We start from the raw sequence: 14,406 nt of genomic DNA on the forward strand, positions 1-14,406 counted from the left end.
TTGGTTCACAAATACAACGTTTGTATAATATCAAATATTATTCTCTTCGTCAACCGTAATCTCTACTTTTATAACGAAAAAAGGACTGTGACATAAGTTAAGTTACTTTCATAAAAAGGAAATACGCAGTACAACAATGGCCTCCAACGTCCGGCAAAAAAGCCGAACGTTGGAGGACTATTGTTGCTTGCGGGGGGCTCAAAAACGAAGTCACGAGTGACTTCTGTCTCGCTCCCTCTTGTAGTAGCTATTAAATCTTTTCTAAAGTTCCTTCTAGTTCACCATCAAAAAAACTAACCAAAGAAATATTCTCGCTACTAAACTGATTCAACATTTTTGCCACGCTTTGTGTCATATAACGTGGAGTATAAATCATGCCATCTTCTAGCCACCGACTTACTAAGCCCAGAAATGCTGAATCAACAAAGGAAATCTGCAAATTAAGTGGGACCTTCAACTGTTGGTTCTTATTCACTTGCTCATTAAAGTGTGTCATTTCATTTGCTAACCGATTGTAAAGTTGTTCATAAAAGAAGTTATTCTTTTCATTATTTAATAGAACATCAAAAATATCGGCGTTATTTTCGATATACTGAAACGCTTTGCGGAGTGAAAACACCTTTACCGTCCGTTCTTTCGAAAAATTACTATCGATCATTACTTGGTTAAAGAAATCGTCAATAATCTCTTGGATTGCTGACTGAATAAAATCTTGTTTATCCTTATAGTGAAGATAGAAAGTTCCCCGAGTGATGTTGGCAGTTTCAGTAATCTTTTGGACGCTAATATCTTCAAGCTTTTCACGTCTCATCAGATATACAAGAGCTTTGCGCAGACTATTACGTGTTTTAATTACACGTGGGTCTGTCTTATTAGCAGCCATTTAATCATCATCCTTCCATCATACAGCTTAAGTCCTTTCTACTTTCGTACTTCTACTGTTTTAAAGTATAGTTGTCATGAAAGCGGTTTGTCAACGAAAGTGCAGATTTTATCTTAACAAAATAATTATATTAGATTATTACCATTGACAACTTTGTAGTGAAAATTATATACTTAAATCTGTTTGGAGCGGTAGCTCAACTGGATAGAGCATCGGTCTTCTAAACCGAGGGTTGCGAGTTCAAGTCTCGCTCGCTCCATATAAACGTTATTTACAAAAAGAGGATAGAGAAACGTTTTTGTTTCCTATCCTCTTTTTCAGTTACTCTCATCTAAACTTACAGATAATTTTCTAATTTTTCACTTTCATTTTTTAAGTATTTCTTAAATGCACTCTCATATGTTACAATTTTGTTGCAAAAATGAACATTTTTCATAATAATGAATATAGAGATTGCTTTTTGAGGTGATTATTATGCTACTACCATTTCTTATTATTGTTTTAATTTTGGTTGCGTCGGTAATTGGTGAATTTATGTTTGGCAGTCTTAGTAACCAAGAAACTGGAAAACATAGTGCAACTACCAATCGCTTACGAGATCGAAAAGCTTAATCTTATATTCCGTTCAACACAAGAGGCCGAGGAAATTCCTCGGCCTCTTGTGTTTTATCTTAATGTTGGTCAATCATTGCTTGGTAAGCATCGGAAATTTGATCAGGTGTTAACTGCCAATCACTAATTCCCATTTTTAGCAAAAGATGCCAAGCATGCCGAAAGCTTTCTTGTTGATGATTAAAATAGGCATCACTTAAGAAGTGTTTAATTGCTAGATACGATTTATTAAGGTCTGCTAACTTTGTAGATCTTCTTGCATCTGTAATTCGTTGCCAGGCTTGATTATCTAGCACAACCAGATGCGTCCACTTCATCTTTGCACTATACAACAAAAGTAAAGCTACTGATTCAACATACGATTTTAGCAAATCTTCTTTGTCTACTTTACTAGGATTAACTACCTTATACCACCCTGCTGCTTCAGCCATATTTGATAAAGAAATGTCAAGGTCAACAAAAATCGTTTGCTTTCTTGTTTCTGGCCCAATCATTAATTCCTTTTCATCATCAATCTTTAATTCTAAATCGATAATTTGGTGAAGCATTTTAGTAATATCTAACATTGCTATGCCTCCACAATAAAATCTACTGCTTATTCTTCCTCATTAGAAGTTGGATCTTCTGATGGTTCTGCCGAAGATACTTCATCTGAAGATTCGTCTTCTGCTACTTCTGTCGTTGCTGGTGATTCTTCATCAACAATCTCCATATGATCTGTTCTCACGGCTAGAGCGGAACGGTTTGCCAAATACCACTCGCGAACCAGGTCGTAATGAAGCAATACATCAAAGAACGAAACTTGCTCATCCGAATCTTTAACTAAGAAGGCCCACTCTTGACTATAATCGTCCGGGTCAAAAGCAATGTCAAGTTTGGTACCTTGATCTAATAGTAACTCAGCCCCATTATTTCGTGGTAAATTCATCAACATGTAATCTTCATCAGCAGTCGCAACAAATAAACGATCAATTACTGTCAGTGGAAGTTCAGGCTTATTCAACATAAAGCGGCGATCATTTGCAGTTGCTAAAATGCCTAGATCAATCGTGAAATCAAGATCTTTTTGCAAGTATTTAGCAAAATCAATCAGAGGTTTAACCGCATCCCGTAACTCAAGGTCAGTATGCTGTTTAAGCGCATAAACGATAAAATAATTTACTAATGCGCGGTTATTAAATTGCATTAATTTATCTTCTAAGCTTAGATAGAAAAGTGGTTCATGCTGACTTTGCTCTGTAAAAGCCGCTTCTCCCCGACTATCGACCTCAAATTTAAAAATAGCTTCACCGCCAATAGCCGCAACAGTCGCTTCAAATTCATGGTTTAATTCATTTTCTGCAACATTAACTGCTGTATCTCCATGCATTTTTAATAGGTGATCCATAAAAATCAGATAATAGTCAGCCGCCTTATAGTGTGGCGGAAAATTAATAAACGCGTTTGCCAAATCCATTTTGGTTAGTTTATTAGCGGCTGATAATAGATTCTTAGCATCCTTAGTCTGGGCTAACTGGTCTAAAAGGTCAACATATTTTTGTCCAAGGCTTAAAACATCTTTAAAGGAATCAGAAAGAGCCTGGACCCGTTCACTAGGAGAAGTCACGATTCGATTATTGCTCATCGTCGTCCACCTGCTTTCCTTCTGATCCATTTAAACTGGCTAAATAATTAGCATATAAATTGCGATTAGCTAATTCGAAATCTTCAAAGCTGCCAAAAGTATCGATAATGCTCTTTTGCTCATAACTTAAAATCGTATTTTCTTTTGATAAGGATAGGACAACGCGTTCATTATCCTTAATAGTTTGGGCTGCATTACGAGCTTCTTCTTCTTGGTCCTCTAACTTTTGCAGCTGCTCAACCAGTTCCTGGCGACTCTCCTTGTTACGACTTGATTCCCAAATGCCAGATCGTGAACTAATTTCTTTTAATTGTTCTTGAAGGGCTTCTTTACGTTCCTCACGTTCTCGTTGATGATCAATCAAATCTTGGAGACGGTCATTTTCACTAGAGATTTTACTAATCCGGTCACTATTGTAACGTTTATTGTCACGCGCTAATTCAAAAGCCGTCCGTAATTTATCATATTCTGTTTGGTCAAAAGAAAAACGAACATTCAAAACGTCTAATTCACCAAATTGACGGCGATTCCACCAGTTACCAAAATAAATCCGGTAGTGACCAGTTTGATATTCTTCATAATAAAAGAAGGGATAGGTTTTACCCAAATATTTAATTAAGTTTTCACTAAGGTAATTACTTAATTGATCAGCCAAATCATCGACTAGGTTCATTACACCTTTATCATTTGGTTGTTGTTCCCGATGTTCAATCTCTTTAGCATAGCGTTGGTTATCTAGTAATTGGTAGATTTCCCGATCACGATGGTTTGAAATTGCATCATTAAAGCGTCGCAAATACTTTATCTTTGTAATAATTTGTTGATTGATGACTTGAGTAACATCAAGTGAATCACTATTAGTTTCTACACTCGCCATAAGCATGCTCCTTGTCTAAATAACTACCTATTATAATAAATAACTTTACTACCTTTTTTCCACTCTTTTTAAATTTTTTTCAAAAACTTTATATTTTTAGCACAGATCTGTTTTTTGAAGGTAAAAATAAAAGACTTTCCATAATGAAAAGCCTTTATTCCCTTATCCAATTATTCAAATATCAATGAACCCCTAACGATAATTTAGCAAAACGGCTCATCCGATCAATCGTCCAAGCTGGTTCCCAGACAAATTCCACATCAACGTTTTTTACCTCTGGAACCTCTTTTACCGCTTTAGTCACCATATCAGCCAATACATTTGTTAATGGGCATCCCATTGTCGTTAGCGTCATTTCAATCAAACATATTCCATCATTATCGAGATCAATTGTATAAACGAGTCCCAAATTAACAATATCGATATGAAGTTCAGGATCAATAACTGTTGCTAATCGTTGAACAATATCGTCCTTAATTGATTGTTTGTCTCTCATAATTAATTATTTTTCCAATACTTCTCAATAAATTGTTGTCGGCCACCAGCTTCTTCTAAGGCAAAACGCTGCGGATCTTTCTTATAAAAGCCCTGATGATAGTCTTCTGCGGGATAGAATGGCTGCGCATCCTCAATTGTTGTTACAATCTTTGCATCACCAAAACGGCCGCTTTCCTGTAAAGCCTTTTTTGACTCTTCTGCAGTTTTACGTTGTTCATCATTTTTAACGAAAATTACAGGACGATAATTGTCTCCCCGATCTTGGAATTGGCCACTTGCATCAGTCGGATCAGTTTGGTGCCAATAAATCTCTACTAAGTCTTTGTATGAAATTTTATCGGGGTCAAAAGTAATCTTTACTGCTTCTGTATGGCCTGTCGTTCCAGAACATACCTGCTCATAGGTTGGGTTGGCAACATGGCCACCCGTATAACCTGATTCAACTTTGTCAATTCCCGGATAAGTATCAAACGGCTGAACCATGCACCAAAAGCACCCGCCTGCAAATATTGCTGTGTCTAAATTCATATGTAGCAACTCTTTTCTTTTTTTAATACTTGTAATTAATTAGGATATCTGGATTATTTTTATTTTATCAAGAAAATCAGAAAAAACAATTTCAGTTTGCCCCCTCCATGCCCCCCATTTATTTAAGCGATCATGTTCATAATTGCATTTTTTATAGACTGAACTATAATATTAGTAACAGTTATTTTACTTTTGTTAATAACTGTTATTGTTGAAGCGTTTCAGAAAAAGAGGCGAAGTTATTATGGCACTTAGTAAGCAAGAACGTAAGGAAATGGCTCGTAAAGCTATGGAAAAGCGTGGCAGCAAGAAGCCAGATGGTTCTGGTTTTGCAAAGATTGATGCTGACGCCAAGAAACTGAGCGAATAACTCTTTTGAAGCAATTCACTTATATATTAAAGAGACAGAGATGTGTTAACACCGCTGTCTCTTTTCTTTTAAGCATTATTTTGTTCTTTTTCACAAAATTCCGCAAGACGATCCATTCCCTTTTTAATCTGCTCAATACTTGTAGCATAACTAAAGCGAAGATATCCTTCCCCACCTTTACCAAAGTTTGATCCAGCCGTTACGGCAACTTTGGCCTCATTAGCAAGTTGATAAATTAGCTTATTGTCATCCTGATCAAGGAATGGTGGAATCTTGGCAAAAATATAAAATGCGCCCATTGGTTGACTACATTCAAAGCCCATCTCTGTAAGCCGCTTATACATATAGTCACGCCGTTTAATATATTAGGCGTCCATTTCCTTTGTTGCCTCGTCCCCAGCCTTTAAAGCGGCTTCTGCAGCATCCTGGACAAATGTTGCGATATCCGTCACAGCAAATGCATGAACCTTGAACAGCAGATCGGTTACTTTAGCTGGTGCGCAAAGGTATCCAATCCGCCACCCGATCATTGCATAGGACTTCGAAAAATCATTAGCCAAAATTGTCTGGTCTGGAATGATCTTAGCCATGCTTGAGTATTCACCGTCATAGTTTAATTCACTATAAATTTCATCACAGATTGCAAAGATTGGCTTACCCTTAATTAAGGCTGCTAATTCATTTCTGCTTGAGTATAGGCAATTCCAGTCGGGTTAGAAGGGTTAACGAAAATACCTCCTTTTACTCGATCATCATATTTATCTAGATACTGTTTAAGAAGAGCAGGCGTTAGTTTAAACCCAGTCTTGGATGTATCTACTTCTACTGGCGTCCCTCCAGCAATCATTACATCAGGCGTGTAGATTGAGAAAGTAGGCGTTGGAACTAAAATTATATCTCCCGGATTAGTAATTGCAGTAATTGCAACAGAAATCCCTTCTGTTACTCCTTTTGTAACAAGAATCTCTGTTGCAGGATCGTACTGAAGGCCATATTTATTAGCCAACGTATCGGCAATCGCTTGACGCAATCCCACTGTTCCACGTTGGGGAGCATAGTGAGTTCGATTGTTTTCAATGCTCTCAATTCCGGCCCTTTTAACATATTCTGGTGTGTCAAAATCAGGTTCACCAATTGTAAACTTAATAATTCCTGAAATTTTTGAAACGTATTGGGAAAAATCAAATACTTTTAACGTTGGAACATCATTTAAGATCTTCCGCATATGTTCACTCATTTCAACTATTTTACTTAAGATCCCCTTTTTACTAACTACATATTTTAATTATATGACAGTTTAAAATAAAAAGCATAGAACAACATCGATTAGCTGTTGTCCTATGCTTAACTTTATAAAATTAGTTTTCAAATGCTTTGATCATCCGGTCAAGCAATTCAATATCTGTATCACGTGAATAAATATCCATAATTTCATAGATTTGTGGTGCAGAAGTTGAACCAGTAAAGGCAAGGTTTAATGGGAAGTATAAACCACGACCCTTAATACCAGTGTCCTTACCCACTTCCTTAATAGCTTGACTGTAATCAAGGTCATCGCCACCGTTTTCAAGTTTAGCCTTTAAGCCCTTAAGAACAGCTAAAACATCTTCATTAGCGAAGTCTTCGTTGTCCTTAAGCAAATCATAGTTGAATGATTGGTCAAGAACCGTGTAGTATGACCATGCATATTGAATAACTTCAAGAAGCTTATTAATATCCCGTTGGTGAACTTTAATTGTCTTCTTAAGCAATTCAGTCAATTGATCTTCTGGAATACTTTGAAGGCGCTTAGCTTCTTCAGTTTCGCCTTCCTTAATTAATTCCATTGTCCGATCAGTTAATTTATCGATCGACATACTCTTAATGTATTGAGCATTCATCCAATCAAGTTTCTTTTGATCGAAGTATGCTGGTGCCTTTGACATCCGTTTTGGATCGTACACCTTAATCAACTCTTCTTTAGAGTAGATTTCACGTTCGCCAACTGGAGACCAACCTAGGAATGCAATAAAGTTAAAGATTGCTTCGTGAAGGTAACCGTGCTTCTTGTATTCACTAATGAATTGAAGGGTATCTTTATCACGCTTACTTAACTTCTTACGAGTCTTTGGATTAAAGATCAATGGAATGTGGCAGAAAGTTGGGTGATCCCAGCCTAATGCTTCATAAATAGCAATTTGCTTTGGCGTATTTGAAATGTGATCAGCGCCACGCAAAACATGGGTAATGTCCATGGTGTGGTCATCAACTACTACGGCAAAGTTATATGTTGGCATTCCATCACTCTTTTCAATGATGAAATCACCACCAAGGTTGTCAGAGTTAAATGAAACATGACCACGTGCAATATCGTCCCATTCGTAATCATGGTCTTTAGGGAAGTGGAAACGAATAGTTGGCTTCAATCCCTTTGCTTCAGCAGCCTTTTGTTCTTCTTCACTCTTGCCATACCAACGACCATCATAATGAGGAGGTTCATTGTTAGCCTTTTGCCGTTCACGCATTTCAGCTAATTCTTCCTCTGTTGAGTAATCCTTGTATGCAATGCCCTTGTCTAATAATTCTTGAATGTATTTGTGGTAAATACCTTCTTTATTCCGTTCACTTTGACGGTAAGGGGCATACTTTGGATTTGGCTTATTTGGACCTTCATCCCAGTCAATTCCTAACCAGTGAAGATTTTCACGTTGGCTAGCTTCACCATCTTCAACGTTCCGCTTGGTATCGGTATCTTCAATCCGTAATACCATCGTTCCATCGAAGTGACGTGCAAATAAATAATTAAATAATGCTGATTGAGCATTTCCGATATGTAAGAAACCTGTTGGGCTAGGTGCATATCGAACTCTGACCTTTTGATCCATTATCTAAGACTCTCCTTTAGTAACTAATCGAAATATAATTCCGATTTAAAATTGGTTGCTAGTTTAACTAGCAGTCCTTAAAAACGTACTATCCACATTATAATAACACGCTTTTATTGCAACAAATATAATTGTATATGAAACAACATATTTGTCAATTAACTAGTTGATTTCGCATGAAAAACACTTAGCAAGTAATCCTGCATAAGTGTTTTTTCATTGCTTATTAACTTATTGTCATTAATTAGTATTGTTCCATATAGTGTTGCCGTTCCCAGTCAGAAACGTGTTGACGATATGAAGCATATTCACGAGTCTTGGCTTCCATAAAGCTGTTATAGAGGTGTTCACCCATTGAACTCTTGATAACCTCATCGTTAGCCAAAGACTTTAATGCGTTGTGTAAAGTATCTGGTAAATCATGAATATCTTTTTCAGCTCGTTCTGCTTTCGTCATCGTATAGATGTTTTCATCAACGTTATGAATTGGTGGTAAGTTGTTGCGTAAACCATCTAAACCAGCTTCAAGAACAGCAGCGATTGCAAGATATGGGTTAGCTGATGGATCTGCTGACCGTAACTCAAGTCGTGTTCCCATTCCACGATCACTCGGAATTCGCACAAGTGGTGACCGATTAGAAGTTGACCAAGCAACATAAACCGGTGCTTCATAACCTGGAACCAATCGCTTATAAGAGTTGACGATTGGGTTGCAAATTGCAGTGTAGCTTCGTGCATGCTTCATCAAACCGCCCAAGAAATGGTAAGCAGTTGCGGAAAGCTTATCTTTATCATTTTCATCAAAGAAGGCGTTAGTGCCATCTTGACTAAACAATGACATGTTGAGGTGCATTCCTGAACCATTAATACCAGAAAGCGGCTTAGGCATAAAGGTGGCATGGAAACCATACTTCTTAGCAATTGTTTTAACAACGAACTTAAATGTTTGGATGTTATCAGCGGCTTCTAAAGCATCTGAGTACTTGAAGTCAACTTCATGCTGACCAGGAGCAACTTCATGGTGAGCAGCTTCAACATCAAAGCCCATCTTTTCAAGAGCTAAGACGATGTCACGACGGCAATCTTCACCAGGATCTGCTGGTTCCATGTCAAAGTAATTTTCCTTATCGTTAAGATTGGTAGTTGGGTTACCCTTTTCATCAGTCTTGAAGAGGAAGAACTCTGGCTCAGGTCCAATGTTAAAGTCTTTGAAGCCCATCTTCCGCATATCTTCAAGAACCCGCTTTAAATTGTTACGGGGGTCACCTTCAAATGGAGTACCATCAGTCTTGTAAACACTGCAGATTACCCGCGCAACCTTCCCGTGTTCAGCACCCCAAGGGAATGCAAGCCAAGTGGACATATCTGGGTAAAGATACATGTCACTTTCTTCAATCCGAACAAATCCATCAATTGAAGAACCATCAAACATAATTTTGTTATCCATCAATTTATCTAACTGACTAACTGGTAAGTCAACGCTCTTAATCGTTCCTAATAAGTCAGTAAACATAACTCGTAAGAAATGAATATCTTCATCCTTTACCATTTGGCGAACTTCATCTTTTGTAAATACGTGTTTACCCATAAAATTTCATTCCCTTTCATACAATCTCCACAGAAATAATAGATGACCATACCAATCTATCTAACATCTGCTTCTCTCCTTAACACTGTGACTTAGAATAACAATAGACAGGGCATAAGTCAATTCTATTTAAGAGCTTTATTTTAATAAAAAAAATCTTTCCTTCCGTACTTTATTTTTTTAACCAATCATTTATAAACTGCTTAATTTGATTAATATCATCGGGATGACGCAAAATATCAAACCAGTGAGTATCAGCCTTATTTCTAAACCACGTTAACTGTCGTTTGGCATAATGGCGAGAATCCTGCTTAATTTTTTCAATCGCTTCGTCAAGACTAATCTCGCCATGAAAATAAGGAAATAATTCATGGTACCCAATCCCCTTACCTGCCGGCAGATCTTCCCCTCCTTGATCAAATAACCATTTTGCTTCTTCTAACAAGCCGTTTTGAATCATCAAATCAACTCGCTTATTGATCCGGTCATATAAAACAGGGCGTTCAGTAGTCAGGCCAATTAAGAGAAAATCATTTGTTGCTTTGAACTGGGGTTGGTTGGAAAATAATTGACCCGTTTTCTTAATTACCTCTAAAGCCCGGATAACCCGGCGAGTATTAGACTTGGGGATCCGAGTACTAGCTACTGGATCCAAGTCGTTTAATTGCTCCCAAACGTACTCGGCTCCCTTTTCTTCAGCAACCTCTTTCCAATGGTTACGAATGTCGAGCGTTTGTTGATCAAACTGGTCACTTCCCAATGCTAGATTATCTGTTAAGGTTTGAAGATAAAATCCAGTTCCGCCTGCAATAATCGGTAAATGATTACGTTGAGCTATTTCGTCTATTTTTTGGTCAGCAAGTTTCTTAAAACGGGCTGCAGAAAAACGCTCTTCAATATTGCAGATATCAATGAGGTGGTGCGGCACATCCCCCATTTCTTCGGGAGTAACTTTTGCCGTTCCAATATCAAGGCGGCGATAAACTTGCATCGAATCACCAGAAATTACTTCCCCATCAAATTCATGTGCCAGTTTTATTGATAGTGCAGTTTTTCCTACAGCGGTTGGACCGACAATTGCGATTACTTTATTCATCTTAACTCTCCAATTTTTATAAATTTTATGCTAAAACCTGTCCTTCTCACTGGTAAAACGCCATTAATTCTTGCATAATGGAGGTAACCTATAAATTCGAGGAGGTTTTATGTTATGAAACAATTAGCAAAAGGTATTTTAGTTGGTAGTTTAGCAACAGTTGCTGCCATTGCTAGCGGGGTTCTTACTTTCCATAAAACTGTCATTAAACCAGCGGAAGAAGAAGAAAAGTTTGATCAAAACCGTCGAGCTGCTATCCGTAAGGGCCGCTCAGCACACCAACTTTAATTTTATTTAAGATTCAAAACAAGAAGCCATGTAGCGACGCGAAGCTAGTTTCATATTATCTTGCTATTGTTCGTGAAAGCAGTTGAGGCTGGAAGAAAACTTTGTTTTCTTCCAGCCTCTTTTATTGGTTAAATTTTACAAGAGGCTAAATTCCAAACGTTAGCAAATGATTGTTTAGAATCCTCAACCATCCTGATAAAAAGCATACAAGATACTTTTTTAATACTTGGACTTCTTAGTTTTACCGTCCCACGCACGATAACCATCTTTTAAGATATAAAGGTGGTTATACTCATGCTTACCTAAAAATGCAGCGGCCTGGGTACTTAATGTCATTCCTTCATCATATAAGTAAACCGGCAAGTCCTTCCGCAATTCGCCATATTGTTGACGAAGATATGGATAAGGCAAGTTACGTGCACCAAGAATGTGACCTTGTTTAAAGTCATTTTCTTGTCGCAAGTCAATAACCTGTGCTTTTCGCATTCCTTGCTTAAAGTCATCTTGACTAAGGACAGTTGCATATCTCTTTCGACGGTAAGTCTGAAATGCCCAGCTAAAAATCCATACTAACAAGATGATTATAATGACTGCATTAAGAATCATCAAGCCAGAGCTAACTCCAAGTACCACGATCATTTCCCCTTACAAATTAATCTGCGTTTACAAACTGACGAGCTAATGAAGCAGCACCGATAACACCAGCATCATTACCTAATTCAGCCAACTTCAATTGAGTTGAAGTCCGAACTGTTGGGAAGGCAAATTTTTCAAAGTTTTGCTTTACCCGCTTCAAAAGGAATTCACCAGCTGCGGAAACTCCACCACCGATAACAAGGTATTCAGGGTTCAATGCGTTACTTAAGTTGGCAGTTGCTAAACCGAGGTAGAAGCAAACTTCATCAACAACAGTATTAGCAAGATAATCATTTTCCTTAGCAAGGTCAAAAACAATCTTGGCTGTAATTTCGTCACCGTTATCAATCATTGCCTTCAAACGACTGTTACCTTCATATTCTTCCGCCTTATCTTGAGCGATATGAACAATTCCAGTAGCGGATGCGTATTGTTCAAGACATCCATGGTTTCCACAAGTACAAAGGTATCCATCTGGCTTAACAATCATGTGACCAACTTCACCACCAGCACCAACGACACCGTGGATAAGCTTACCATTGGAGATAAGTCCACCACCAACACCGGTACCTAAAGTAATAAATGCAACATCGTCACCTTCATTACCAGCGCCCTTCCAACGTTCACCAAGTGCAGCAACGTTAGCATCGTTATCAAGAGCAAATTGCATCCCAGTGCCTTGTTCAATCTCTTCTTTAACATTTTGAGTTGTCTTCCAGTTTAAGTTGTAGGCACCAATAACGGTTCCCTTTTCACGGTCAATTGTTCCGGGAGTTCCCATTCCGATTCCAATAAATTGGTCTCGAGACATTTTATATAAATCAAGGTGGTGATTAATTGAGTTAATGATGTCTGGCACAATGTGTGAACCATCATCTAAAATGTTAGTCCGCAAAGACCACTTTTGTTGAATCTCACCGTTCTCCGTTAAAATTGCAAACTTGATAGTAGTACCACCAAGGTCAACACCAATTAATTTCTTAGCCATAATGATTCCTTTCCTGGGTAAGGTTTAATACAGTTTACCCCTTTTAATTCTCGTTTGTTCTTCACGATGTTCTTTACGCAAGACAATCTTTGCTTTTGTATAAGTTGAGTTATCTACAACTCCTGATTGATAGAGGTTATCGAGCTCAATAGCCATTAACTCAATATCATACAGTCGTTTACCCACATATACAAACACGTTGAATTCTTTTAATAGTTGCTGAACATCGTATAGTGTGCGGTAGTTTCTTGAGGCGATTGCCATAAATTATCACTTCAATTCTAGAGTCAAAATTACCAAACTTACCGTTAATACAGCTCCACTTAACAACCGTTTCAGGTAATCAACAGTTCCTAACATGGGAGCACCAACAATAAATACAATGAAAAAGCCACCAAATAGGCCGCCAATGTGTCCTACCAAGTCAACTCCTGACAGGAAAAAATCCATCACAATATTAATAATAATAAATAACACAAAAAAGTACGACTTAAGACGCGAACAATAACATTATGGTGAAAGCAAACACCCAACATTAAAAATGCGCCAAATAATCCAAAAATAGCAGTACTAGCACCAGCTGAAACTGTCGATGGCATGAAGACCGCGCTGGTAAGATTACCAAAAAACGCGCTGACAAAGTATATAATTACCATTCGCCAATGACCGAAAAACTCTTCAATGTAACGGCCAATATATAAAAGCGTAACGCTATTGACTACTAAGTGTGATAAACCAACATGAAGGAACACAGGTGATACTAAACGCCACCATTCACCTTCCCTGATTAAGGGCGTACTACGAGCACCCATATTCAGGAAGGTTACTGTATTAGTTGAGCCACCTGCATAAACTAACCAGCAATAAACTAATACCTGAAAAATTATTAAGGTAAGCGTCACGGGCGCCAATCTTAGTCCCTGTGTCCGCATCTTCTATATCCCCGGTAAATACAACACTTTATCTATTCGCTGATCGAATTCTTCTGGTTCCCATTCGTTTTCTTCAGCCAGTTGCGTTGTCAATGCCATTGAAACTTTAGGGCCCTTATAGTTTTTTAGGTAACGATCATAATAACCGCCGCCAAAGCCCAACCTGTTACCAGATGCGGTAAAGGCTACTCCAGGAACAACCATCAAATCAATCTCATCTGGAGAATAAACTTTGCCATCATGTGGCTCTAAAATACCAAAAGACGTCTCGTCGAAATCGGTATCCTCATTTAATTCAACAAATTCCATTTGACGATGGGGCAACGTCCGTGGAACAACAATCTGTTGGCCCTTATGACGCGCATGAAGGATAATAGGTTCAGTATCAATTTCAAAAGATTGACTTAAAGTAACAGCAATTGTTTTAGCCCCTGTCCATTCAGGTTGATCATATAGCAAAGATGCTAACTTTCGCTCTTCGTAAAGACGGGTGTTTAAATCTAATTGTTGAAGGCGCGCAATATATGCTTGTCGTAACTCTTTCTTTGAATAAGCCATTATGTTATGACCGCTCCTTTATAGTGAAGTAACAAACGGTATCAGATTTTATTATCACCGCTTG

16 protein-coding genes, 1 tRNA gene, 2 pseudogenes and 1 other annotated feature (1 of these 20 running past the window's edge) are annotated in these 14,406 nt (G+C 37.9%); of the genes and pseudogenes, 4 read left to right on the top strand and 15 right to left on the bottom strand.

What is annotated here, in order from left to right; translation table 11 throughout:
* Window positions 1–3 (bottom strand) — a sequence feature (ribosomal protein L21 leader region); it reaches 70 nt to the left of the window's first position.
* A gap of 247 nt (window positions 4–250) precedes the next feature.
* Window positions 251–883, bottom strand: a complete 633-nt coding sequence (locus QOS06_RS02545; protein WP_085678796.1) for a TetR/AcrR family transcriptional regulator — start codon at window positions 881–883, stop codon at window positions 251–253.
* A gap of 185 nt (window positions 884–1,068) precedes the next feature.
* Here QOS06_RS02545 and QOS06_RS02550 point away from each other — a divergent pair.
* Window positions 1,069–1,142, top strand: a tRNA-Arg gene (locus tag QOS06_RS02550).
* Window positions 1,143–1,357: 215 nt separating this feature from the next.
* Window positions 1,358–1,495, top strand: a complete 138-nt coding sequence (locus tag QOS06_RS02555) for a hypothetical protein (RefSeq protein ID WP_283595460.1) — start codon at window positions 1,358–1,360, stop codon at window positions 1,493–1,495.
* 59 nt (window positions 1,496–1,554) lie between these two features.
* Here the strand turns inward: QOS06_RS02555 and QOS06_RS02560 are convergent, their stop codons facing one another.
* From QOS06_RS02560 to msrA, 5 genes are all read right to left on the bottom strand, one after another.
* Window positions 1,555–2,061 carry a hypothetical protein gene (locus tag QOS06_RS02560; RefSeq protein WP_098035621.1) on the bottom strand — a complete coding sequence of 169 codons (507 nt, stop codon included), beginning with the start codon at window positions 2,059–2,061 and terminating at the stop codon, window positions 1,555–1,557.
* A gap of 29 nt (window positions 2,062–2,090) precedes the next feature.
* On the bottom strand, window positions 2,091–3,119 hold the full coding sequence (locus QOS06_RS02565; RefSeq protein WP_098035622.1) for a hypothetical protein: 1,029 nt from the start codon (window positions 3,117–3,119) through the stop codon (window positions 2,091–2,093).
* Window positions 3,109–4,002, bottom strand: a complete 894-nt coding sequence (locus QOS06_RS02570; protein WP_392391003.1) for an exonuclease SbcC — start codon at window positions 4,000–4,002, stop codon at window positions 3,109–3,111. Before QOS06_RS02570 ends, QOS06_RS02565 begins: the two co-directional genes overlap by 11 nt.
* A 175-nt stretch (window positions 4,003–4,177) precedes the next feature.
* Window positions 4,178–4,492 (bottom strand): metal-sulfur cluster assembly factor, encoded by a 315-nt coding sequence (locus tag QOS06_RS02575; RefSeq protein WP_003672498.1) that lies wholly within the window; start codon window positions 4,490–4,492, stop codon window positions 4,178–4,180.
* 2 nt (window positions 4,493–4,494) lie between these two features.
* Complete coding sequence (gene msrA, locus QOS06_RS02580) at window positions 4,495–5,022, bottom strand: peptide-methionine (S)-S-oxide reductase MsrA (RefSeq protein WP_098035633.1); 528 nt, start codon at window positions 5,020–5,022, stop codon at window positions 4,495–4,497.
* A 244-nt stretch (window positions 5,023–5,266) separates the two neighbouring features.
* Here msrA and QOS06_RS02585 point away from each other — a divergent pair, with 244 nt between their 5' ends.
* The gene (locus tag QOS06_RS02585) at window positions 5,267–5,392 is read left to right on the top strand and encodes a hypothetical protein (protein ID WP_003664033.1); all 126 of its coding nucleotides are present in this window, start codon (window positions 5,267–5,269) and stop codon (window positions 5,390–5,392) included.
* A gap of 68 nt (window positions 5,393–5,460) precedes the next feature.
* On the opposite strand, the pseudogene QOS06_RS02590 reads toward QOS06_RS02585, so the two are convergent.
* The 4 genes and pseudogenes from QOS06_RS02590 to miaA form a co-directional block, all read right to left on the bottom strand.
* Window positions 5,461–6,638: pseudogene (locus tag QOS06_RS02590) on the bottom strand (aminotransferase class I/II-fold pyridoxal phosphate-dependent enzyme).
* Between the two features lie 112 nt (window positions 6,639–6,750).
* On the bottom strand, window positions 6,751–8,256 hold the full coding sequence (gltX, locus tag QOS06_RS02595) for a glutamate--tRNA ligase (RefSeq protein WP_003672488.1): 1,506 nt from the start codon (window positions 8,254–8,256) through the stop codon (window positions 6,751–6,753).
* A 244-nt stretch (window positions 8,257–8,500) separates the two neighbouring features.
* Window positions 8,501–9,844 carry a type I glutamate--ammonia ligase gene (glnA, locus tag QOS06_RS02600; protein ID WP_003668435.1) on the bottom strand — a complete coding sequence of 448 codons (1,344 nt, stop codon included), beginning with the start codon at window positions 9,842–9,844 and terminating at the stop codon, window positions 8,501–8,503.
* A 172-nt stretch (window positions 9,845–10,016) separates the two neighbouring features.
* Complete coding sequence (gene miaA, locus QOS06_RS02605) at window positions 10,017–10,940, bottom strand: tRNA (adenosine(37)-N6)-dimethylallyltransferase MiaA (protein ID WP_098035293.1); 924 nt, start codon at window positions 10,938–10,940, stop codon at window positions 10,017–10,019.
* 114 nt (window positions 10,941–11,054) lie between these two features.
* On the opposite strand from miaA, the gene QOS06_RS02610 reads away from it, so the two are divergent.
* A complete protein-coding gene (locus tag QOS06_RS02610) occupies window positions 11,055–11,228 on the top strand; it encodes a DUF3042 family protein (protein ID WP_134989201.1) in 174 nt (57 codons plus the stop codon).
* Window positions 11,229–11,447: 219 nt separating this feature from the next.
* On the opposite strand, the gene QOS06_RS02615 is transcribed toward QOS06_RS02610, so the two are convergent.
* The 5 genes and pseudogenes from QOS06_RS02615 to QOS06_RS02640 form a co-directional block, all read right to left on the bottom strand.
* Window positions 11,448–11,867, bottom strand: coding sequence for a rhodanese-like domain-containing protein (locus QOS06_RS02615; protein ID WP_098035292.1), 420 nt, complete (start codon window positions 11,865–11,867; stop codon window positions 11,448–11,450).
* Between the two features lie 13 nt (window positions 11,868–11,880).
* Entirely contained in the window at window positions 11,881–12,852 is a 972-nt protein-coding gene (locus QOS06_RS02620; RefSeq protein WP_003675699.1) for an ROK family glucokinase, read from the bottom strand.
* A gap of 24 nt (window positions 12,853–12,876) precedes the next feature.
* Window positions 12,877–13,116, bottom strand: a complete 240-nt coding sequence (locus QOS06_RS02625) for a YqgQ family protein (protein WP_003668441.1) — start codon at window positions 13,114–13,116, stop codon at window positions 12,877–12,879.
* Between the two features lie 6 nt (window positions 13,117–13,122).
* Window positions 13,123–13,784, bottom strand: a pseudogene (locus tag QOS06_RS02635) (rhomboid family intramembrane serine protease).
* 3 nt (window positions 13,785–13,787) lie between these two features.
* Window positions 13,788–14,342, bottom strand: a complete 555-nt coding sequence (locus QOS06_RS02640; protein ID WP_087214960.1) for a 5-formyltetrahydrofolate cyclo-ligase — start codon at window positions 14,340–14,342, stop codon at window positions 13,788–13,790.
* Between the last annotated feature and the right edge of the window lie 64 nt (window positions 14,343–14,406).

Source organism: Limosilactobacillus sp. DJ3M12 (genome assembly GCF_947381695.1).
GTDB lineage: Bacteria > Bacillota > Bacilli > Lactobacillales > Lactobacillaceae > Limosilactobacillus > Limosilactobacillus kinnaridis.